The organism is Burkholderia sp. 28_3 (assembly GCF_003253915.1).
Taxonomy (GTDB): Bacteria; Pseudomonadota; Gammaproteobacteria; order Burkholderiales; family Burkholderiaceae; genus Burkholderia; species Burkholderia cenocepacia.
In genome coordinates, this window is sequence record NZ_QKZF01000009.1 from 65,281 (window position 1) to 85,464 (window position 20,184).

21 protein-coding genes are annotated in these 20,184 nt (G+C 70.0%); 11 read left to right on the forward strand and 10 right to left on the reverse strand.

The window, feature by feature from the left end; genetic code table 11:
- The first annotated feature begins 258 nt into the window (after window positions 1–258).
- From DFS13_RS20110 to DFS13_RS20150, 9 genes are all read left to right on the forward strand, one after another.
- Window positions 259–1,446, forward strand: coding sequence for an MFS transporter (locus DFS13_RS20110; protein ID WP_006483141.1), 1,188 nt, complete (start codon window positions 259–261; stop codon window positions 1,444–1,446).
- 99 nt (window positions 1,447–1,545) lie between these two features.
- The gene (locus tag DFS13_RS20115; protein ID WP_006499008.1) at window positions 1,546–2,094 is read left to right on the forward strand and encodes a single-stranded DNA-binding protein; all 549 of its coding nucleotides are present in this window, start codon (window positions 1,546–1,548) and stop codon (window positions 2,092–2,094) included.
- A gap of 122 nt (window positions 2,095–2,216) precedes the next feature.
- Window positions 2,217–2,747, forward strand: a complete 531-nt coding sequence (gene mug, locus DFS13_RS20120) for a G/U mismatch-specific DNA glycosylase (RefSeq protein WP_034201357.1) — start codon at window positions 2,217–2,219, stop codon at window positions 2,745–2,747.
- Entirely contained in the window at window positions 2,734–3,357 is a 624-nt protein-coding gene (locus DFS13_RS20125; protein ID WP_034201358.1) for a DNA-3-methyladenine glycosylase, read from the forward strand. Before mug ends, DFS13_RS20125 begins: the two co-directional genes overlap by 14 nt.
- Before the next feature lie 101 nt (window positions 3,358–3,458).
- Window positions 3,459–4,223 carry a ParA family protein gene (locus DFS13_RS20130; RefSeq protein WP_034201359.1) on the forward strand — a complete coding sequence of 255 codons (765 nt, stop codon included), beginning with the start codon at window positions 3,459–3,461 and terminating at the stop codon, window positions 4,221–4,223.
- A gap of 497 nt (window positions 4,224–4,720) precedes the next feature.
- Window positions 4,721–5,305, forward strand: a complete 585-nt coding sequence (phaP, locus tag DFS13_RS20135; RefSeq protein ID WP_006491043.1) for a TIGR01841 family phasin — start codon at window positions 4,721–4,723, stop codon at window positions 5,303–5,305.
- 288 nt (window positions 5,306–5,593) lie between these two features.
- Entirely contained in the window at window positions 5,594–6,775 is a 1,182-nt protein-coding gene (locus DFS13_RS20140; RefSeq protein WP_058902292.1) for an acetyl-CoA C-acetyltransferase, read from the forward strand.
- Between the two features lie 220 nt (window positions 6,776–6,995).
- A complete protein-coding gene (gene phbB / locus DFS13_RS20145; RefSeq protein ID WP_012492403.1) occupies window positions 6,996–7,739 on the forward strand; it encodes an acetoacetyl-CoA reductase in 744 nt (247 codons plus the stop codon).
- A 105-nt stretch (window positions 7,740–7,844) separates the two neighbouring features.
- Window positions 7,845–8,051 carry a hypothetical protein gene (locus tag DFS13_RS20150; RefSeq protein ID WP_006481510.1) on the forward strand — a complete coding sequence of 69 codons (207 nt, stop codon included), beginning with the start codon at window positions 7,845–7,847 and terminating at the stop codon, window positions 8,049–8,051.
- A gap of 101 nt (window positions 8,052–8,152) precedes the next feature.
- Here DFS13_RS20150 and DFS13_RS20155 read toward each other — a convergent pair whose 3' ends face one another.
- From DFS13_RS20155 to DFS13_RS20200, 10 genes are all read right to left on the reverse strand, one after another.
- Window positions 8,153–8,482, reverse strand: a complete 330-nt coding sequence (locus DFS13_RS20155) for a hypothetical protein (RefSeq protein ID WP_012492404.1) — start codon at window positions 8,480–8,482, stop codon at window positions 8,153–8,155.
- The gene (locus tag DFS13_RS20160) at window positions 8,479–8,982 is read right to left on the reverse strand and encodes a hotdog family protein (RefSeq protein ID WP_111442040.1); all 504 of its coding nucleotides are present in this window, start codon (window positions 8,980–8,982) and stop codon (window positions 8,479–8,481) included. Before DFS13_RS20160 ends, DFS13_RS20155 begins: the two co-directional genes overlap by 4 nt.
- On the reverse strand, window positions 8,979–9,797 hold the full coding sequence (locus DFS13_RS20165) for a beta-ketoacyl synthase chain length factor (protein WP_034201361.1): 819 nt from the start codon (window positions 9,795–9,797) through the stop codon (window positions 8,979–8,981). The genes DFS13_RS20160 and DFS13_RS20165 overlap by 4 nt, the downstream gene beginning before the upstream one ends.
- Before the next feature lie 8 nt (window positions 9,798–9,805).
- Window positions 9,806–11,029 (reverse strand): beta-ketoacyl-[acyl-carrier-protein] synthase family protein, encoded by a 1,224-nt coding sequence (locus DFS13_RS20170; protein ID WP_111442041.1) that lies wholly within the window; start codon window positions 11,027–11,029, stop codon window positions 9,806–9,808.
- 63 nt (window positions 11,030–11,092) lie between these two features.
- Window positions 11,093–11,986: a polysaccharide deacetylase family protein gene (locus DFS13_RS20175; RefSeq protein WP_006497413.1), complete on the reverse strand. Its 894-nt coding sequence runs from the start codon at window positions 11,984–11,986 to the stop codon at window positions 11,093–11,095.
- Window positions 11,983–14,451 carry an MMPL family transporter gene (locus DFS13_RS20180; protein WP_111442042.1) on the reverse strand — a complete coding sequence of 823 codons (2,469 nt, stop codon included), beginning with the start codon at window positions 14,449–14,451 and terminating at the stop codon, window positions 11,983–11,985. The genes DFS13_RS20175 and DFS13_RS20180 overlap by 4 nt, the downstream gene beginning before the upstream one ends.
- Window positions 14,451–15,095 carry an outer membrane lipoprotein carrier protein LolA gene (locus tag DFS13_RS20185; protein ID WP_111442043.1) on the reverse strand — a complete coding sequence of 215 codons (645 nt, stop codon included), beginning with the start codon at window positions 15,093–15,095 and terminating at the stop codon, window positions 14,451–14,453. The genes DFS13_RS20180 and DFS13_RS20185 overlap by 1 nt, the downstream gene beginning before the upstream one ends.
- Entirely contained in the window at window positions 15,092–16,075 is a 984-nt protein-coding gene (locus DFS13_RS20190; RefSeq protein ID WP_006497410.1) for an acyl-CoA synthetase, read from the reverse strand. The genes DFS13_RS20185 and DFS13_RS20190 overlap by 4 nt, the downstream gene beginning before the upstream one ends.
- Window positions 16,072–17,829, reverse strand: coding sequence for an acyl-CoA synthetase family protein (locus tag DFS13_RS20195; protein WP_111442044.1), 1,758 nt, complete (start codon window positions 17,827–17,829; stop codon window positions 16,072–16,074). Before DFS13_RS20195 ends, DFS13_RS20190 begins: the two co-directional genes overlap by 4 nt.
- A gap of 59 nt (window positions 17,830–17,888) precedes the next feature.
- A complete protein-coding gene (locus DFS13_RS20200; protein ID WP_111442045.1) occupies window positions 17,889–18,542 on the reverse strand; it encodes a hypothetical protein in 654 nt (217 codons plus the stop codon).
- 545 nt (window positions 18,543–19,087) lie between these two features.
- Between DFS13_RS20200 and DFS13_RS20205 the strand changes: the two genes are divergently transcribed.
- Window positions 19,088–19,372, forward strand: a complete 285-nt coding sequence (locus DFS13_RS20205; protein WP_006490634.1) for a phosphopantetheine-binding protein — start codon at window positions 19,088–19,090, stop codon at window positions 19,370–19,372.
- Window positions 19,373–19,441: 69 nt separating this feature from the next.
- Complete coding sequence (gene fabG / locus DFS13_RS20210; RefSeq protein ID WP_006490635.1) at window positions 19,442–20,158, forward strand: 3-oxoacyl-ACP reductase FabG; 717 nt, start codon at window positions 19,442–19,444, stop codon at window positions 20,156–20,158.
- The last annotated feature ends 26 nt before the right edge of the window (window positions 20,159–20,184 follow it).

Consider the following 20,184-nt stretch of genomic DNA (forward strand, 5'->3'; position numbering starts at 1 on the left):
GGCGAAAATGGAGGGAACCAAACCTGCTACTATAACGGCTTTTCGAGACCGTCGTTTACGGCCCCCAGCCTTTACAGCAGGTGGCAGCAAGGCGACACCTGCGCCGGGGAATGCGGTCGCGCCGCACGGTTCCGGGCGGCCCGCAGGCCGTCTGCATCCGGCCCCGACGCGTCGCCCGAAAGGCCGCCAGGCCGCCGGTCCTGATCTTCCGCCGCCCGCCGCCGGGCGGACATTCCGATCATTCGAAATTCATTCCCGATGTCCAATCCGTCTGCCACGTCTTCCCGCATGACTGCGCCCGAACTGCGCGCGACCACGTCGCTCGCGGCGATCTTCGCGTTGCGCATGCTCGGCCTGTTCATGATCATGCCGGTGTTCTCGGTCTACGCGAAAACCATCCCGGGCGGCGACAACGTGCTGCTCGTCGGGATCGCGCTCGGGGCCTACGGCGTCACGCAGTCGCTGTTCTATATCTTCTACGGCTGGGCGTCCGACAAGTTCGGCCGCAAGCCGGTGATCGCCACCGGCCTCGTGATCTTCGCGCTCGGCAGCTTCGTCGCCGCGTTCGCGCACGACATCACGTGGATCATCGTCGGCCGCGTGATCCAGGGGATGGGCGCCGTGTCGTCGGCGGTGCTCGCGTTCATCGCCGACCTGACTTCCGAGCAGAACCGCACGAAGGCGATGGCGATGGTCGGCGGGTCGATCGGCGTGTCGTTCGCGGTCGCGATCGTCGGCGCGCCGATCGTGTTCCACTGGGTCGGGATGAGCGGGCTGTTCGCGATCGTCGGCGTGCTGTCGATCCTCGCGATCGGCGTCGTGCTGTGGATCGTGCCCGATGCGGCGAAGCCCGTGCACGTGCCCGCGCCGTTCGCCGAGGTGCTGCACAACGTCGAGCTGCTGCGCCTGAACTTCGGCGTGCTGGTGCTGCATGCGACGCAGACGGCGCTGTTCCTCGTCGTGCCGCGCCTCTTGGTCGACGGCGGGCTGCCGGTCGCCGCGCACTGGAAGGTCTACCTGCCGGTGATGGGGCTCGCGTTCGTGATGATGGTGCCGGCGATCATCGTCGCGGAAAAACGGGGCAAGATGAAGCCGGTGCTGCTCGGCGGCATTCTGGCTATCCTGATCGGTCAATTGCTGCTGGGCAGCGCGCCGCATACCATCCTGATTGTGGCGGCGATTCTCTTCGTCTACTTCCTCGGGTTCAACATCCTGGAAGCGTCGCAGCCGTCGCTCGTGTCGAAGCTCGCGCCGGGTTCGCGCAAGGGCGCGGCCACGGGCGTCTACAACACCACGCAGTCGATCGGGCTCGCGCTCGGCGGCATCGTGGGCGGCTGGCTGCTGAAGCATGGGGGCGCGAACACGGTGTTCTACACGTGTTCGGGGCTCGTGGCCGCGTGGCTTATAATCGCGGCCAATATGAAGGCGCCGCCGCGCAAGGCCTGAACCTCACTCGGGCAGGCATCGGCAGCGCGCCGGCGTGCCCGGCGGGCCGTTCCGGCGACACACGCGGGCGGCCCGGCATCGAATTTACTGGAGAAACACATGGCATCCGTCAACAAGGTCATCCTCGTCGGCAATCTCGGCGCCGATCCTGAAGTCCGTTACCTGCCGAGCGGCGACGCGGTTGCGAACATCCGTCTCGCGACGACCGATCGCTACAAGGACAAGGCGAGCGGCGATTTCAAGGAAATGACCGAGTGGCATCGCGTCGCGTTCTTCGGCCGTCTGGCGGAAATCGTCAGCGAGTACCTGAAGAAGGGTTCGTCGGTCTATATCGAAGGCCGCATCCGCACGCGCAAGTGGCAGGGCCAGGACGGCCAGGACCGTTACTCGACCGAAATCGTCGCCGAACAGATGCAGATGCTCGGCGGCCGCGGCGGTTCGGGCGGCGGCGGTGGCGGCGGTGACGAAGGCGGTTATGGTGGCGGCTACGGTGGTGGTGGCGGCGGTCGCGGCGAGCAGGCGGAGCGTGGCGGCGGCGGTCGTGCCGGCGGCGCGGCGCGTGGCGGTGCGGGTGGTGGCGGCCAGAGCCGTCCGAGCGCACCGGCAGGCGGCGGCTTCGACGAGATGGACGACGATATCCCGTTCTGATCGCCAGTCACACCCTCGCATCACGATGGGCCCGAATATCCGAGTCAAGCCAGTCGCTTGGCCCGGGTTTTCGGGCCTTGTTTCGTTTACGTCGTTCCCGCCGGTCGCACGCCGGATGAACCGTGGCTGACGCACTCTCCGACCTCATCGCGCCCGATCTCGACGTCCTGTTCTGCGGGATCAATCCCGGCCTGCTCGCGGCCGCGACCGGCCATCACTTCGCGGGGAGAAACAACCGCTTCTGGCGCGTGCTCCATCTCGCGGGCTTCACGCCGACGGAAATTTCGCCGCTGGACGATCGCGAGATCCTCCGTTACGGCTGCGGGCTGACGGCCGTGGTGCCGCGGCCGACCGCGCGTGCCGATCAGCTTTCGCGCGCGGAATTCGCGGTCGCCGGCGCCGCGTTCCAGCAGAAAGTCGCCCAGCATGCGCCGCGCTTCGTCGCGTTTCTCGGCAAGGCGGCCTATTCGGCGCTGTCGGGGCAGCGCGAAGTCGCGTGGGGATTGCAGTCGGCCCGCATCGAGCATGCGCGGGTGTGGGTGCTGCCGAATCCCAGCGGGAGAAACCGCGCATTCGGGCTCGACGATCTGGTCGATGCGTATCGCGAGCTTCATCTCGCGGCGATCACGGAGGGGCACGATGCGACGCAGTAAGACGGCGGCTCCGTGGCCGGGCGCCATCGTGCCACGCGCATTCTTCGACCGCATGGCCACCGAGGTCGCGCCGCAACTGCTCAACAAGATCCTCGCGGCCGCGGACGGCCGGGCCGGCCGCATCGTCGAAGTGGAAGCGTATGCGGGCGCACTCGATCCGGCGGCGCACACCTATCGCGGCAAGACCCCGCGCAACGCGACGATGTTCGGGCCGCCCGGGCACTTCTACGTTTATTTCACGTACGGCATGCACTGGTGCTGCAACTGCGTGTGCGGCCCGGACGGCGCGGGAACGGGCGTGCTGATCCGGGCGCTGGAGCCGCTGCACGGACTCGAACAGATGCGTGCGGCGCGGCCGCCGCGCACGCGCGATCGCGACTTGTGCCGCGGGCCGGCCCGGCTGACGCAGGCGATGGGGATCGGCGGCGCGCAGGATGGCGTCGACCTGGCCGGCGCGCATCAAGGGTTCGCGATCGTCGACGACGGGCTGGCGCCACCCGCCGATCTGGCGGGCGGGCCGCGCATCGGCATTCGCGTCGGCCAGGATCTCCCGTGGCGGTGGAGCGTGCCCGGCAACCGCTACGTATCGGGCGCGGTGCCGCGCGTGTGACGCGTGGCGCGCACTGTCGCGTCCAATTCGACCTGCGTCACGCGGTCGCCATGATTGACCCGCTAAGCTGGCCGTTTCGACGTTTCGAGCGAGGGGACACCATGCGGCGGGTCGTATTCAACCAGAAGGGCGGCGTGGGCAAGTCGACGATCGTCTGCAACCTGGCGGCGATCAGCGCGAGCGAAGGATTGCGCACGCTCGTCATCGATCTCGATGCGCAGGCGAACTCGACGCGCTACCTGCTCGGCGATGCGGCGGCCGACGCGCAACCTGGCGTGGCGGGTTTCTTCGAAACCGCGCTGACCTTCAACTTCCGGCCGGTCGACGTCGCGTCGTTCATCCACGCGACCCCGTTCGACGGACTCGACGTGATGCCCGCGCATCCGGATCTCGACACGCTGCACGGCAAGCTCGAATCGCGCTACAAGATCTACAAGCTGCGCGACGCGCTCAACGAGCTCGATACTTACGATGCGGTGTACATCGACACGCCGCCCGCGCTGAATTTCTATACGCGCTCGGCGCTGATCGCGGTCGAGCGCTGCCTGATCCCGTTCGACTGCGACGATTTCTCGCGGCGCGCGCTGTACACGCTGCTCGAGAACGTGAAGGAAATCCAGCAGGACCACAACGCGGCGCTCGAAGTCGAAGGGATCGTCATCAACCAGTTCCAGCCGCGCGCGAGCCTGCCGCAACGGCTGGTCGACGAACTCGTCGACGAAGGGCTGCCGGTGCTCGCGTCGCGGTTGTCCGCGTCGGTGAAGATCCGCGAATCGCATCAGCAATCGACGCCGGTGATCCATCTCGAGCCGACCCACAAGCTCGCGCAGGAATTCCGCGCGCTGCATCGCGAACTGGCCGGCTGACCCCGCGTCCCACCGCATCGACCAAGGCCGCTTCGAGCGGCCTCGTTTTTATCGCGACCGTAATTCATCCGATCATTGAATTCGTCATTAATAATCCAGAAAACGATTTCATAATAAATCCCGAAAAAACGATTACATCGACGACCACTCCATTTTTAATGAGGGCCGGTTTTCTAATAAACGGAATAATGGATTGGTAAGTATTGCGCGACGTCACGATGCGCTATGCTGTAAAAAGGTAAAAAGGCATTGCGGGTCGGAGCGTGCGGGCATCCTGCCCGCGATGTCGGCACGCCGGACTGCGGCGGCCGCTCTAAAGGGTAATAAGGGTTTATACCTATCATTAATGCCATTTAATTGACAATTAATCGCTCTAGAATGACTTCCTTCAACCGCTCGTGCTCAAACAGGTACGGGTCGTCAATAAGGAAGCGCTGTCGATCAAGCTTCCATTTTTCTTTACGTCGTCTCTCGCATTGCTAACAGGAGCGTGTCCGATGTCCGTATTTGCCCCCGAAAAACTCGCCGCCGATTATCAATCCGGTATCGCCGCCTGGTTCGCGATCGCCCGTCCGGCGATCCACGGTTTCGAGGCCGTCGTCGAACTCAACCTGCAAGCGGCCCGCACGGCGCTCGAGGAATACGAGGACAAGCTGAAGAACGCGTTCAACGGCAACAACCCGGCCGCGGGCTTCGCGCAGCAGGTCGCCGCGCCGCAGGAAGCGGCCGGCAAGGTCGTGTCGTATGGCCGCCATCTGTTCGACATCGCGGTGTCGACGCAATCCGAATGGGCGAAGGTCGCGCAGGCCCAGTACGAACAGAACGACAAGCGCCTGAAGGACGTGCTCGGCGAACTGTCGAAGCACGCACCGGCCGGCTCGGCGCCGGTGGTGGCCGCGCTGAATTCGGCGTTGTCCGCGGCGACCGCCGCGGCCGACTCCGTGCGTGCAGCGACGGGGCAGGCGATCGAAGCGGCGCAGAGCGGTTTCGATGCAGTCAGCGAAACGGCCACGCGCGGTGCCAAGCAGACGGCTGCGGCCGCCCGCAAGGACGCCGCGGCTGCGCGCGAATCGGCTGCGTGATCTGAACGCGTGCTGAACGCGTGTCGCGCGCAGGCGCGACACGCTTGATCGGCGCCGGACGGCGCCGGCGCCGCGTGTGCCACGCGGGGGCCGGCGAGCGTCCGATGCGCCGCAAGACGCCCGTGCACGGTTGCCCGTGCGGCGGTGTGTCGTGCCGCCGGTGCGAACAGGCGCCGCCCGCCAACACGGCGCGCGACCGCGACCGCGATCGCACCGGTTGGCCCGACGCGCGCCGTCGCCCCGTGCCGGCGTCACAACGACGAACTGATTTCGATGCAGGAATTGAACATGACGGATGTAGTGATCGTATCGGCCGCGCGGACCGCGGTCGGCAAATTCGGCGGCTCGCTGGCGAAGGTTGCGGCGCCCGAACTGGGCGCGACGGTGATCCGCGCAGTGCTGGAGCGTGCGGGCGTGAAGCCCGAGCAGGTCAGCGAAGTGATCATGGGCCAGGTGCTGACGGCCGGCTCCGGGCAGAACCCGGCGCGGCAGTCGCTGATCAAGGCGGGGCTGCCGAACGCCGTGCCGGGGATGACGATCAACAAGGTGTGCGGCTCGGGCCTGAAGGCCGTGATGCTGGCGGCGAACGCGATCGTCGCGGGCGACGCGGAGATCGTGATCGCGGGTGGCCAGGAGAACATGAGCGCGTCGCCGCACGTGCTGCCGGGCTCGCGCGACGGGTTCCGGATGGGCGACGCGAAGCTGGTCGACACGATGATCGTCGACGGGTTGTGGGACGTGTACAACCAGTACCACATGGGGATCACGGCGGAGAACGTCGCGAAGGAATACGGGATCACGCGTGAAGAGCAGGACGCGTTCGCGGCGCTGTCGCAGAACAAGGCGGAAGCCGCGCAGAAGGCCGGGCGTTTCAACGACGAGATCGTGCCGGTGTCGATTCCGCAACGCAAGGGCGAGCCGCTGCAGTTCGCGACCGACGAGTTCGTGCGTCACGGCGTGACGGCGGAGTCGCTGGCGGGGCTGAAGCCGGCGTTCGCGAAGGACGGCTCGGTGACGGCGGCGAACGCGTCGGGGCTGAACGATGGGGCGGCGGCGGTGCTGGTGATGTCGGCGCAGAAGGCAGCCGCCTTGGGCCTGACGCCGCTGGCGCGGATCAAGGCGTATGCGAACGCGGGCGTGGACCCGAGCGTGATGGGCATGGGCCCGGTGCCGGCATCGCGCCGTGCGCTGGAGCGCGCGGGCTGGACGCCGGGCGACCTGGACCTGATGGAAATCAACGAGGCGTTCGCGGCGCAGGCGCTGGCGGTGCACAAGCAGATGGGCTGGGACACGTCGAAGGTGAACGTGAACGGCGGGGCGATCGCGATCGGTCACCCGATCGGTGCGTCGGGCTGCCGGATCCTGGTGACGCTGCTGCACGAGATGGTCAAGCGCGATGCGAAGCGCGGGCTGGCGTCGCTGTGCATCGGCGGCGGGATGGGCGTCGCGCTCGCGGTCGAGCGCGACTGAGCAGCGGCCGACGACACGGTTCGCTTGCGGCGCGGGTCGGCGCCGCGGGCGAGCCGGGCGGTTTTCGCGCAACACAGGTAGTCAACAACAAAGCGCGGTGCCGATGCGTGTCGCGTTCGCGAAGCGGGCGGGGGCTGCGCATCGAAGCGGTGGGGCGGCAGCATGTGCGATGCCGTCGCCCCGCCTTTCATCGATTACTTTTTTGTCGGTAATTCATAGTATGACTAAGCGAATTGCAGTTGTGACGGGTGGGATGGGCGGCCTCGGCGAAGCGGTCAGCATCAGGTTGAACGACGCGGGTCATCGGGTAGTCGTCACGTATTCGCCGAACAACACCGGCGCGGACCGCTGGCTGACCGAGATGCATGCGGCCGGCCGCGAATTCCATGCGTATCCGGTGGACGTGGCCGATCACGATTCATGCCAGCAATGCATCGAGAAGATCGTGCGGGACGTCGGCCCGGTCGACATTCTCGTGAACAATGCGGGCATCACGCGCGACATGACGCTGCGCAAGCTCGACAAGGTCAACTGGGATGCGGTGATCCGCACCAACCTCGACTCCGTGTTCAACATGACGAAGCCGGTCTGCGACGGCATGGTCGAGCGCGGCTGGGGCCGCATCGTCAACATCTCGTCGGTGAACGGCTCGAAGGGGTCGGTCGGCCAGACCAACTATGCGGCCGCGAAGGCCGGCATGCACGGCTTCACGAAATCGCTCGCGCTGGAGATCGCGCGCAAGGGCGTGACGGTGAACACGGTGTCGCCCGGCTATCTCGCGACGAAGATGGTCACCGCGATCCCGCAGGACATCCTCGACACGAAGATCCTCCCGCAGATTCCGGCGGGCCGGCTCGGCAAGCCCGAGGAAGTCGCGGCGCTGGTGGCCTATCTGTGCTCGGAGGAGGCCGGCTTCGTGACGGGCTCCAACATCGCGATCAACGGCGGTCAGCACATGCACTGACGCGCGGCGGCCCGCACGGCGTTCGCGCCCGGGCGGGCCGCGTTCCGCACCATTCCGTGCCGAAGCGGCAGGCGCGCCGCTTCGGCCTCGCATTCCGGAGAACGCATGGGCGACACCTGGATGGGACTCGTGATCGGCGGCTCGGCACTGGCCGTCGCGCTGACGATGGCGATCGCGCTCTACTGGCTCGAGCGGCGCCGCGCGCGGCTGCTGCGGAATTTCGATCATCGCGATTGCTGGCTCGTCGCGTACGGCAAGTGCTTCGCGCGCAGGCCGGCGCGGTCGTTGCGCCGCATGCGCGGTGCACGCTGAGCGCGGCGCCGACGCGTCGCGATCGGTGAACGCTCGATCGGCGATCGATGGGCGGTCATGCCCCGCGCGCATGCCGTCGGCCACGCGCGCGGGATGCGCGATCAGTCGTTCCTTTCGCTCTTTCCGGCCGACTCGCCCGAGTCGTTCTTGTGGAAGATCCGCTTCGTCGTGCGCTTGGTGGCTTCCCAGCCTTCGCGCGACGCATGCGCGACGCCGTGCCCGACCGCCTTCGCGGCGCTCGCGGTCGCGTGGCCGAAGCTGCGCGCCGCGTCGCCGGTCTTGTGCGCGGCTTCCTTCGAATCGCGCTTGATGTCCTGCTTCACTTCCGACATGTCCGCGTGGGCGAGCGGGCCGAGCAGCGCCAGAACGAGCGCGGCGCCAATGAACTGACGAACTTTCACGACCGGTTTCCTTGAGGTAAGCCTCTTCATCGAGGATTCGTGTTGCCGGCGGGCGCCGGTTGAAACGCGCCGGCGGCCGATGCGTCGAGCATCACCGCCGCGCGGCCGGACAGCAGCACGCGCTCGCCGCAGCGCAGCGCGAAGCCGTACAGCACCGAGCGGCCGTCGCCGCTTATGCGTTCCGCGTCGACGGTGAGCGGCTGCTCGAAGGTGTCGAGCCGGTCGACGAACGCGTCGACGTTGCGCACGCTCGCGAGATAGCCGGCGCGCGGGCGCGCCTCATGCGCACCGAGCAGCGCGCCGTGTACGGCCATCGCCTGCGCCGCGTACTCGATGCCGCAGACCGACGCGAGCCGCCCGTGCGCGCGCAGCGGGTTGTGCGGATCGCGGTGGCTCGTCGCGGTGCAGCGAATTCGTTCGGCATCCCACGCATCGACCGAATCGAGCACGCACATCGTGCCGGCGTGCGGAATGTGCGCGGCAATCCACGCGTGGTCGAGCGGCGTGGTCAATACGACCGTCGTGGTCATCGCGCGCGCTCCGCGAAAGAGTCGGGCATCGCGACGTCGACCTGCACGCGCGTATCGGCCAGGTAGTCGAGCACGACGCGCGTCGATTGCCGCGTGGCGAGCGCGTCCAGCAGCGGCAGCACGCGGGCGGCCGGATTGCCGGCGCGCAGTGCGTCGAGCTCGGCATGCGCGAGCGTCGTGGCGGGCGCATCGGTGAGCTGCACGTCGATGCGGGCGAGCGTGCGTTCGCTCGCTTCCGGCGCGAACACGAGCGCGACGCCGAACGCGTCGCCGATCGGCCGCACCGCACGCAGCGGTTCCGGATAGTCGGTGTCGTACGCGATCAGCAGGCTCGGTACGCGATCGACGACGACCTGGCACAGGCTTTCGAGCAGGCCGGCGGCAAAGCTGCCGTCGTGCGCGCACAGCACGTTCGACGTCGCCATCGCGCGGGTCGCGATGCTCCAGTAGCCGGCCGGGGCGTTGTGCACCGAGTTGTGGAAGCGGGTCGGCGACAGCTGGCGATCGTCGCCGGCCAGCGTTTCGCAGATCGCGTGGCAGTTCTGGCCGTCGCCGCCGGATGCGCTGAACACGGTCGCGAGGGTCGCGGCGTCGCGGCCGCTCGCGGCCACCGCCGCGTGGCCGACCGCGAGCGCGGCGCGCACGACGGGGCCCGTGCGACGCCGCTCGGCGGACGGCAGCCCGGCGGGCGGCGGCAGTTCGGTGCGGGCGGCCGCGTAGGGTGCGCGGCCCGCGAGCACGTCGGCCGCGTGCGGCCAGTCGGTCAGTCCCGGCCCGACGAGGCCGACGCTTTCGATGAACGCGGTGAGTGTCATGGCGGGCCTCAACGGCGGGCGCGACCGGCCACGTGCCGGGCGCGGCCGAGGATCAGGCTGCAATTCGTGCCGCCGAAGCCGAACGAATTGGAGAGGACGGCGCGCACGCGCGTGTCGCGGCTCGCGAGCACGTAGTCGGCGACGAGCGCCGGGTCGGGCTGCGTCGTGTTGACGCCGGCCGGCACGAACTGCTCCTGCAGCGCGAGCGCGGCGACGATCGCCTCCAGCGCGCCGGCCGCGCCCAGCGTGTGGCCGGTCGCGCCCTTCGTCGAGCTGCACGGCGTGCGGGCGAACAGCGCGCCGAGCGCGCGGCTTTCCGCTGCATCGTTGCTCGGGGTCGCGGTGCCGTGCAGGTTCACGTAGTCGATATCGTGCGCGCCGAGGCCGGCGGACGCGAGCGCCTGCTCGATCGCGGCGCGCGCGCCGAGCCCTTCCGGATGCGGCGACGACATGTGATGCGCATCGCTCGATTCGCCGATGCCGAGCAGCAGGATCGCGTCGTCGTCGAGCGCAGCGGGCGGGTCGGGCACACGTTCGACGAGCGCGAACGCGGCGGCCTCGCCGATCGAGATGCCGTCGCGTGCCGTGTCGAACGGCCGGCATGGCCGGCGCGACAGCAGTTCGAGCGAATTGAAGCCGTACAGCGTCGTCAGGCACAGCGAATCGACGCCGCCGACGACGGCCGCGTCGATCAGCCCGGCCTCGATCATGCGGCGCGCGGAGCCGAACACCTTCGCGCCGGACGAACACGCGGACGAGATCGCCATCGCCGGCCCGCGCAGCGCGAAATACGCGCGCACGAACGCGGCCGGCGAATACGGGTTGTGCGTGTGCGCATAGCGGAAATCGGCCGGCAGCGCGCCGCTCGCCGGATCGCGGCGCTGGTACGCGCGTTCGGTTTCGAGGATGCCGGCCGTGCTCGTGCCGACGAATACGCCGATGCGTGCGGCGCCGTAGCGCGCGGCGGCCGCCGCGACGCGGGCGTCGAAGCCGTCCTGCGTCAGGCCGAGTTGCGCGAGGCGGTTGTTGCGGCATTCGAAGTCGGCGAGATCGGCGCGCACGGGGTGCGCATCGACGCCGTCCACCGCGCCGATCCACGTGTCGAGATCCGCGCGCTCGAAGTTGCACGGCACGAGCCCGCCGCGGGCGCGGCGCAGCGCATCGAGGGTCGCGTCGAGGCCGCGGCCGATGCAGCTGGTGGCGGTGAAGTGCGAGAGCAGGAGAGGGTTCACGAGGGTCGCATCCGGTGGCCGGAACGGGCGCCGCAGCAGAGCTGGCAGGCGCGCCGTTCGCGGTCAGATTTTATCAAACGGGGGTGCCGGCACGCGCGGCTGGCCGGGCGGTTCGGGCGGTTCAGGCGCGAGCGCCGCGCGCAACGTGGTCCAGTGCAACTGCGCGTCGGCGGCCGCGCGCAGCACCGCGTGCAGCACGTCGAGCACGACCGGTTCGCCGCGCGCATCGCGTGCGGCATGACCGTCGTGGACCAGCAGGATGTCGCGCGCCTCGAGGCCGTGCAGCAGGCGGCGCGTGACGGTCGCGGCGTCGCGCGCCCGCGTGTCGAAGCCGCGCCGCGTCCAGCTCGCCAGTTGCAGCCCGAATTCGCACAGCACCGGTTCGAGAAACGGATTGCGCAGGCCGGCCGGCGCGCGGAAGAACAGCGGGCGCGTGCCGGCGATGTCGGTCAGCGTCTGCTGCGCGGCCGCGATCTCGCGCCGCAGCGCGGCCGGCCCCGACAGCGAGAACGTATGGCGGTGCCGCTGACTGTGGTTCTCCACCGCGTGACCACGCGCGACGATCGCCTCGATCCACCGCGGATGGCGGCGCGCGAGATCGCCGATGCAGAAGAACGTCGCACGCGCGTCGTAACGGTCGAGCAGGTCGAGCACGCGCGGTGTGACGTCCGGGTCCGGGCCGTCGTCGATCGTCAGCGCGATGCGGCGGCCCGCGCCGGCCGGCAGGCGCGTCCAGTTCGGGCCGAGCAGCGTGCTGCGCGGCCACAGGCCCGCCGCGGTCAGCGCGAGATGCGATGCGACCGCGCCACCGACGGCCCACGGCCACGTGGCCGGTTGCGCGACCACGGCGGCGGCCGCGCCCGCGTGCAGTGCCGCGGCGCCCGCGATCAGCGGCGTCGGCTTCCAGCGGCGTGCGTCGCCGGCGTGGCGCGGCGGCATGGACGACGACGCGTTCATGCGCGGCCTCCGCGTTCGCCATGACCGATCGTCGTCGCGGCGCGCGGCGCGAGAATCGCCGCGAACGCGAGCGCGAGCATCGCGCCGGGGCCGACGGTCAGCCCGAAGGTTTCGAGCAGCGGCACGCGCGACAGCGCGAGCAGCCCGAAGCCGGCGACCGTCGCGAGGTTCGCGATCAGCAGCGATACCAGCGTGTACGGCGTGACGGGCTGCGCATCCGCGCGCCGGCAGAAGAACAGCGCGTAGTTCGAGCCGACCGCGACGATCAGCAGCATCCCGACCAGGTGCAGGATCGTCAGTTGCACGCCGGCGAGCGCGAAGCCGGCCGTCACGACCAGCACGGCCGCGACGAGTGGCGCAAGGGCGCGCGCGGCGCGGCGCGGCGAGCGCAGCGCGATCAGCAGCAGCACGGCGATCGCGGCGAACCCCGCGAGCGACAGCCGGATGTCCTCGTGCACGTAGCTCACGTACAGGCGATCGGCTTCGGCCTTCATGTCGACGAACAGCGCATCGGGCACGCCCGCGCGCGCGACGGCGGCGCGAATCGGCGTCGCATCGAGGCTCGACGCCGGTTGCGCGGTGCGTGCGGCGTCCGGCGCACGCAGCGGCAGCATCGCGCTCCAGCGGCCGTCGCGTTCGGTCAGCAGCGCGTCGACGGCGAGCGCCATCGACGTGCCGTGCAGGTCCGCGCGCGTCAGCAGCGGCGCGTGACGCGCGGCGTCGACGTCGGTGAGGAACGGCGCGAACAGGTCGGGCTTCACCGCGATCGGCTGGTGCGCGACGGCATCGCGCATCCGCGCGGCAAGCGTGTTCGCATCCGGCAGGCTCGCCTGGCGGGCGCGCTGCGCGGCGTCGCTCGGCAGGTAGCGGGCCGGATTGTCGAAACCGCCGAGCGTGCCGCGCTCGACGAGCGGCTGCAATTGCGCGGCCACTTTTTCCGCGCCTTCGAGTGCGGCCTGTTCGGTCGGCGCGGCAATCACGACGAGGTAGCGCACGTCGGGCGCGCCGACGTCGGCGCGCAGCCGGGCGTCGAGCGCCTGCGCCGGTGCCGGTACGGGGCTGAGCGCGGCGAGCTCGCGGCTCCACAGGCCGTCGCGATGCAGTGCGAGCGTCGCGCAGGCGGCGACCACGAGCACCGCGAGCGGCCAGCGCAGCCGCGGCGCGGCGTCGGCCGCGCGCGCGAGCACGGCGCCGACGCGCGAGACGTCGCGGATCGCGACATGCTCGCCGCGCAGGTGCGGCAGCACGAAGCGCGTGACGAGCGCGGCGGCCGTCAGGCCGACGATCGAATACAGCCCGAGCTGCACGAGGCCCGGGAAGCCGGAGAACAGCATCGACGCGAACCCGCACACCGACGTCAGCACGCCGAGCCGGATCGTCGGCCAGTACGCGGCGACCCACGCGCGCGTCGCGTCGGCCGGGTGTGCCGTGCCGCGCGTGCCGGCCTGCGCCGATTGCACGAACAGGTAGATCGAATAGTCGACGGCTTCGCCGATCAGCGTCGTACCGAACCCGAGCGTCAGCCCGTGGACCGTGCCGAACGCGACGCTGACCGCCGCGATCCCGGCCGCGACGCCCGTCAGCACCGGCAGCAGGCCGAGCGCGAGCGTGCGCGGCGACCGGTACAGCGTGAGCAGCAGCGCGACGATCAGCACGACGCTCGCCGTCGACAGCCGCTCGACGTCGTGCCGGATCGTGTCCCGCGTGTCAACGGAGAACACGCCGGGGCCGGTCATCGCGAGCGTGGTGCCGGCCGCATTCGGCACGGCCTGCGTCGCGGCCGCGAACGCGCGGCGCACGGCGTCGATCGCGCGGGCCTGCGCATCGGTATCGGAGCCGGCGGCGGCCGTCTGCACGACCAGCACCGCGCGCGTGCCGTCGCGCGACGCCCACACGCCGTCGCGGCTCGCCGGTTCGGCCGCGCTGTCGAGCCCGTCGACGAGCGCGGCGACTTCGCCGGTCGGGTCGCGCGGCAGCATCGCCTTCGCGACGAGGCCGGCCGACGAACTCAGCAGGTCGAGGCTGTCGCCGAGCGCCTGGTGCAGGCCGTCGGCGCTGAAGCGCTGCGGCGTGACGGCCGGGCTCAGCAGGTAGCGATGAGCGAAGACGAATTGCCGGTCGCGCGCGTCGTTCGCGGCTTCGCCGTTGTGCACGGCCGCGAACCGCGGATCGGTGCGCAGCGTGCCGGCGACGCGCCGCGACAGCGCGGCGCGCGTGCCGGCATCGCCGCCATCGATCGCGACGAGGATCAGGCGCGACACGATGCCGTCGCGCAACTGGTCGACGAGCACGCGCTGCCCGGCGCTCGGCGCATTCGGCAGGAACGCGGACAGGTCGGCCGTGAACTGCGCGCGCCCGATTGCGACGCCGCACGCGACGAGCGCGAGCAGCCACACGAGCACCGCGCGCTGCCGCCACGCGGGTGGGCGACGCGTGACGGGCGAGGGGCGCGTACGATCGTCCATCAGTTCGCGTTCGCCGCGACGGGTTGCAGGCGCATCACCGAACGATCGCCGTCGGCCTGCCGGATCGCGACGCTGCGCAACACGTCGCGCGTGCCGTCGAGCGTGATCGTGCTGACGACCTTCAGCATCCGCGAGTCGAGCGGCGTGAGCGTCAGCGTCCAGTCGTCGCCGCGTCCGGCAAGGGCGACCTTGTACACCTGTTCGAGCGCGAAGCGGTTGCCGGCGAGCGTCGCGCGGATGCTGTCGATGAACGCGCCGAGTTCCGGATAGCGCGCGAGCGCGAGCGTGTATTTGCGGTTGTTGCGCTCGACGGTGAGCATCTCGCCGTCGACGACGAGGTGTTCGGGCGTCGGGCGCAGCGTGTGCTTTTCCAGATGATCCGGCGCGACGAACACCAGTTCGCCCGACGATTCGATCGGCTGCGTGGCGATCGACAGGGTCTTCGTCTCGGTGAAGGTCGCGCGGCCCGACTTGTGCTGCGCGAGCGTCGACATCAGCCGGTCGAGGGTCCAGGCCGTTCCGGTATCGGCCGCGTGCGCCGGCACGGCCAGCGCGATCGCGGCGGCGGTGGCGGCGACCACGCGGATAACACCGGCGATGCGGGGCGACGAAAACGGGAGCAGGCAGCGGCGAACGGCGGTCATGCGTCGGAATCCCTCGTGGCGGGCAGGTCGGCGCCGGCGTGCGCCGCCTCGCGGCGCGCGGTTGCGGCCACGGCATCGCCGCCTTGCCAGAAATCGAAATAGTTGAACCAGTTGTACGGCGCCGCGCGGCAGTACCGGTCGAGCAGCGCGACGTAGCGCGCGAGCGCCGCGTCGACCGCCGCCGCGCGCGCATCGCGCCGCACGTCGGAGAAATCGGCGAGCGTCTCGAAGTGCACATCGTAGCGGTTGCCGTCGCGATAGAGGCCCGTCATGAAGATCACCGGGCGCTTCAGCATCGCGGCCATGTAAAGCGGCCCGAGCGGGAACGCGGCCGGCGCGCCGAGCAGCGGCACGCGCCGCAGCGACGCGGCCGCGTCGTCGAGCAGCGTGCGGTCGGCGAGCATGCCGACCATGCAGTTCGCGTCGAGGCGCTCGCGTACCTTCAGCATCGAGTCGACCTGGCCGAGCGGAATCACCTCCGGCTGCGCGGCCGGGTTCACCGCCGCGAGCGTCGCGTTGATCTTGCGCGCGTTCTTCTCGTACATCGTGACGACCACGCGCAGGTCCGGATGCGTGCGGCCGATCGCGCGCACGACTTCGAAGCTGCCGAGATGCGCGCCCATCAGGAACGCGCCACGTCCGCCCGCGAGCGCATCGTCGACGAGCGTTTCGCCGTGCAGCCGGATGTCGAACAGGTCGAAGCGCCCGTTCATCAGGTACACGCGATCGTGGATCGTCGCCGCGAACGTGAACACGTGCCGATAGACGTCGCGCCAGCGCGCGGGGCGCCCGAGCACGCGGCGCAGGTAGTCGCGCGACGCCGCGCACGCGGCCGGCGAGAACAGCACGAAATACGTCGCGATCAGGTGCAGCACGATACGCGCGCGCGGCCGGCCGAAGCGCAGCGAGATCCACGTCATCACGCGCAGCAAGCCCGCGTTGCTGCGCTCCTGGCGTTCGGCCCATGCGGTGCGCTTCATGGCTGCGCGCCATCCTGCACGGACGGTGGTGCGGACAGCACGCCGGTCGCGACCTCGCGCGACCCGGTGCGCACCGTGAAACGGATCGCGCCGCTGGCCGCCGCGTCGTACGCGAGATCGAGCGGTTCGCCGGGCGCGACCGGGCTCAGGAATTTCGCGGACCCGAGCCGCCACGCATGCAGCGGACGGTTCATCGCCGCGCCGATCATGTGGATCGCGTGATCGAGCAGCACGACGCCCGGCACGACCGGATGGCCGGGGAAGTGGCCGGGCAGCGCGGGGTGATCGGCGGCAATCGTGAACGCGAGCGCGGACGAGGGCGTGCGGGCCGGGCCGCGCCCGGCCGGCGGCGTGGGCGTCGCGCCCGTGGCACGCGCATGTTGCGCCACGAGCGCCGCCAGCACGTCGCGCGGCAGCTTGCCCGTTTCGTTGCGCGGCAGCGCATCGACGAACACGAGCGGGCGCGGCATGAACGCCGGATCGATCCGCTCGCGCAGCGCGCGTTGCAGATCGGCGGCCGAGAGCGTCGGCGCGACGACCAGCGCGACGAGCCGCGTGACCGGCTCGAGGGCGGTGTCGCCGTGCGCCGGCGCGGCTTCGTCCGGCATGAAGAACACGCCGTCGACCACCTCCGCGATCGCGTTGAGCTGATGGTTCAGGTACGCGAGCGACGTGCGCTTGCCGGCGATGTTGACGAGGTCGGCCTTGCGGCCGTGCAGCAGGAACCGGCCGTCGCCGAGCAGTTCGAGCGCATCGCCCATCGGCACGGGCGCCTCGACGTGCCCGCCCGATACCCACACGGTCGGCCCGCTGTCGTCGCCGTCCGGTGCGTCGCGGGCATCGAGCCGGATGTCCGGGAACCGTTCCCACGCCGCGCCTTGCGACGTGCGACGGGTCGCGATCTGACCGGTCTCGGTGCTGCCGTAGATCTCGACGAGCGGCGCGTCGAGCGCGGCCTCGGCTTCGCACGCGAGCTTTTCCGACAGCGGCGCGGTGGCCGACAGCACCAGCGCCGCGCGCGGCAGCGCATGGCCGGCGGACAGCAACGCGCGCAGGTGGATCGGCGACGTGACGAGCACACGCGGCTGCGGGAGCGCGTCGAGTTCGTCGCGAATGTCGCTCGGGTAGAACGGCTGGCGGTTGCTGAACGCGAGGCCGCCGATCAGCGCGAGCAGCACCGTCGACTCGAAACCGTACATGTGTTGCGCGGGCACCGTGCCGATCAGCGTCGCCGCACGGCCGTCGAGCAGCCCGAGCCGCTCGGCCGCCGCGCGCACGCAGCCGACCAGGAAGCCCCAGGTCTTGCGGTGCGGCACCGGCGCGCCGGTCGAGCCGGACGTGAACACGTAGGCCATGATCCGCGCCGCGTCGATTTGCGGGACGGCGAACGGCGCATCGGCCGCCGGTTCGCCCGGCGCGGCGTCGGGATACGCGAAGCGCGGCAGGTCGATCGCGCAGTCGGGCGTATCGTGCAGGCAGAACGCATCGGGCGCGAACGACGCGAGCTGGCGGACCATTTCCGGCGTGTGCGTCGACGGCAGCAGGCTGATCTTGCCGGCGACGAGCGCCGCGCACAGGCTGACCGCGAAGCGATAGCGGTCGCGGCACACGTTGAACACGTGGCCGCCGGCGGGCAGCGCGGCGGCCACGCGCGCGACGTCGGCGACGAACGCGCGCACGGTGACGGGCGAGCCGTCGCGCCAGGCAATCGTCCGGTCGGGCGAGGAATGGAATACCAGCGGGTGAGTCGGCATAAATCGGTCAAGACGGGAACGAAGGCCGGCGCGGCCATGGAGCCGCGCCGGTCATGAATTCATCGCGAGGCCTGCGATGCGTGGGTCGACGCGCGATACGCGCGCACCGCGTCGACCATTCGCGGCCGCGGCTCGTGCGGCAGCGCGACACGCCGGCACGCATGCTCGGCGGCGAACATCACGGCGACGAGCGGCAGCGACAGGTAGTTCGCGAAGGTCGACCACGTGACGATCGGCGCGGTCGCGAACAGCAGCGTCGACACGGCGGCGGTCGCGACGAAGAACAGCGTCCACGCGAGCGTGATCCGGCGCGTGTAGCGCGCGACGGCCGGCGTGACGGTGCCGTGGATCATCGCGGCGAAGCGGGTGCACAGCGGCACGTCGCCGGCCACGAGCGTGCGGCCGAACAGCAGCGCCATCACGACGTTGAAGCTCGCGTGCTCCAGATACAGGCCCCATTCGAAGTGCTGCGCGAGCGGCGCGCGCGCGGCCCACAACGCGGCGGCGGCCAGCAGCCATGCCGGCACGAGCCACGCGCGCCGCGGCGAGCGCAGCGCCACGCCGAGCGCGAGCAGCAGCGGCGGCACGAGCGCCATCGCGAGGCCGACGCCGTGCGCGCCCGGTGTCGCGCTCGCGTAGTGCGCGCCAATCTGGTACGCGGCCACGGCGCCGACCGCTGCGACGCCGCGCACGACGGGCAGCAGCCGGCTCATCGACGGCCTCCGGGCGCACGGCGCGCGCACCGGCCGGCGGCCGGGCTGCGGCGGCTGACGGGCGGGCGAACCGGAACGGGGCGCAAGGGCGGACGCGGCATCACTGGAAACATCGGGCGGATCGTGGCCGGACGCGGGGTCGGGCCGTCAAACATCATATGAATGGCGGCCGGGACGCGAGTCCGGGCCGATGGTCGGGCACGCTCATTTTAGGGCCGCGGCGGGGCGGCTTCGGGCCGCCCGCGATCGGGTTTTGTAACCGATTGTATGGCACCGGGCGAACGGTTTCGCGGGGTCGGTCCATTTCCATCCAAAGCGGCTCAAGCGTCTCGTCCATTCCCGTGCGCAACGGGCCGCGGCGCCGGCTAGCGAGTCTGTAACCATTCGCGGTATACGACCCGATACCCATCGTCTAGAATCCGCGTAACTTTTACAAACGATCCCCACATGACGCAGGCGGGGAAGCCGGCAGACGCCGGAGGGACGGAGATTTGCACGCGCCGGGCGTGCACGACGGTTGCCGTTTCCGGGCGCCTCCCGCTGCCATGGGCCGCCTGCCCGCACGCATGATGAACGCACTGGAACAAGAGCTCGCCACGCTGATCATCGGCGAACTGAATCTCGAAGACGTCCCGCTCGAAACAGTGACGGCCGACACCCCGCTGTATGGCGAAGGTTTCGGGCTCGACTCCATCGACATCCTGGAAATCGCGCTGCTGATCTCGAAGAAATACGGCTTCGAACTGCGCTCGGACAATCCGGACAACCAGACGATCTTTGCGACGCTCGGTGCGCTGGCTGCCTACGTCGCCGCGCATCGCACGAAGTGACGGCGTCGCTCGGCGGACGATGCGCGACGGCATCGATCGAGGGGAAAACGCGATGAACGGAGCAAGGCGATGCGGGCGCTCGTGACGGGTGGCAGCGGTGCGCTGGGGCAGGCGATCTGCACGGCGCTCGCGCAGGCCGGCCATGAAGTGTGGGTGCATGCGAACCGCCATCTCGCGCAGGCGGAGGCGGTCGCGCAGCAGATCGTCGCGGCCGGCGGCGCCGCGCACGCGATCGCGTTCGACGTGACCGACGCCGACGCGACGCTCGCCGCGCTGCAGCCGTTCATCGACGATGCGCCGGTGCAGATCCTCGTCAACAACGCGGGCATCCACGACGACGCGCCGATGGCCGGCATGTCGCGCCGGCAATGGCACAGCGTGATCGACGTGACGCTCAACGGTTTTTTCAACGTCACGCAGCCGTTGCTGCTGCCGATGATCCGCACGCGGCGCGGACGGATCGTCAACATCGCATCGGTGGCCGGCGTGACGGGCAATCGCGGGCAGGCCAACTACGCGGCCGCGAAGGCGGGGCTGATCGGCGCGACGAAGTCGCTGTCGCTGGAGCTCGCGTCGCGCGGCATCACCGTGAACGCGGTGGCGCCGGGCATCATCGCGTCGCCGATGGCCGAACAGGCGTTTCCCGCCGAACGCATCAAGCAGCTCGTGCCCGCGCAGCGCGCGGGCCGGCCCGACGAAGTCGCGGCGATGGTCGCGTATCTCGTGTCCGACGCCGCGGCCTATGTGACGGGGCAGGTGTTGTCCGTCAACGGCGGGCTCGCATGACGAAGCGCGCCGCGTGGGCCTGACGT

What these genes read in the sequence shown, in the direction of transcription:
- DFS13_RS20180 (WP_111442042.1), bottom strand. Translation starts at nt 14,451, where the DNA reads ATGGACGATCGTACGCGCCCCTCGCCCGTCACGCGTCGCCCACCCGCG.
- phbB (WP_012492403.1), top strand. Translation starts at nt 6,996, where the DNA reads ATGACTAAGCGAATTGCAGTTGTGACGGGTGGGATGGGCGGCCTCGGC.
- DFS13_RS20115 (WP_006499008.1), top strand. Translation starts at nt 1,546, where the DNA reads ATGGCATCCGTCAACAAGGTCATCCTCGTCGGCAATCTCGGCGCCGAT.
- DFS13_RS20200 (WP_111442045.1), bottom strand. Translation starts at nt 18,542, where the DNA reads ATGAGCCGGCTGCTGCCCGTCGTGCGCGGCGTCGCAGCGGTCGGCGCC.
- DFS13_RS20190 (WP_006497410.1), bottom strand. Translation starts at nt 16,075, where the DNA reads ATGAAGCGCACCGCATGGGCCGAACGCCAGGAGCGCAGCAACGCGGGC.
- phaP (WP_006491043.1), top strand. Translation starts at nt 4,721, where the DNA reads ATGTCCGTATTTGCCCCCGAAAAACTCGCCGCCGATTATCAATCCGGT.
- DFS13_RS20130 (WP_034201359.1), top strand. Translation starts at nt 3,459, where the DNA reads ATGCGGCGGGTCGTATTCAACCAGAAGGGCGGCGTGGGCAAGTCGACG.
- DFS13_RS20140 (WP_058902292.1), top strand. Translation starts at nt 5,594, where the DNA reads ATGACGGATGTAGTGATCGTATCGGCCGCGCGGACCGCGGTCGGCAAA.
- DFS13_RS20175 (WP_006497413.1), bottom strand. Translation starts at nt 11,986, where the DNA reads ATGAACGCGTCGTCGTCCATGCCGCCGCGCCACGCCGGCGACGCACGC.
- DFS13_RS20185 (WP_111442043.1), bottom strand. Translation starts at nt 15,095, where the DNA reads ATGACCGCCGTTCGCCGCTGCCTGCTCCCGTTTTCGTCGCCCCGCATC.
- fabG (WP_006490635.1), top strand. Translation starts at nt 19,442, where the DNA reads ATGCGGGCGCTCGTGACGGGTGGCAGCGGTGCGCTGGGGCAGGCGATC.
- DFS13_RS20125 (WP_034201358.1), top strand. Translation starts at nt 2,734, where the DNA reads ATGCGACGCAGTAAGACGGCGGCTCCGTGGCCGGGCGCCATCGTGCCA.
- DFS13_RS20155 (WP_012492404.1), bottom strand. Translation starts at nt 8,482, where the DNA reads ATGAAGAGGCTTACCTCAAGGAAACCGGTCGTGAAAGTTCGTCAGTTC.
- DFS13_RS20195 (WP_111442044.1), bottom strand. Translation starts at nt 17,829, where the DNA reads ATGCCGACTCACCCGCTGGTATTCCATTCCTCGCCCGACCGGACGATT.
- DFS13_RS20205 (WP_006490634.1), top strand. Translation starts at nt 19,088, where the DNA reads ATGGGCCGCCTGCCCGCACGCATGATGAACGCACTGGAACAAGAGCTC.
- DFS13_RS20150 (WP_006481510.1), top strand. Translation starts at nt 7,845, where the DNA reads ATGGGCGACACCTGGATGGGACTCGTGATCGGCGGCTCGGCACTGGCC.
- DFS13_RS20110 (WP_006483141.1), top strand. Translation starts at nt 259, where the DNA reads ATGTCCAATCCGTCTGCCACGTCTTCCCGCATGACTGCGCCCGAACTG.
- DFS13_RS20165 (WP_034201361.1), bottom strand. Translation starts at nt 9,797, where the DNA reads ATGACACTCACCGCGTTCATCGAAAGCGTCGGCCTCGTCGGGCCGGGA.
- DFS13_RS20160 (WP_111442040.1), bottom strand. Translation starts at nt 8,982, where the DNA reads ATGACCACGACGGTCGTATTGACCACGCCGCTCGACCACGCGTGGATT.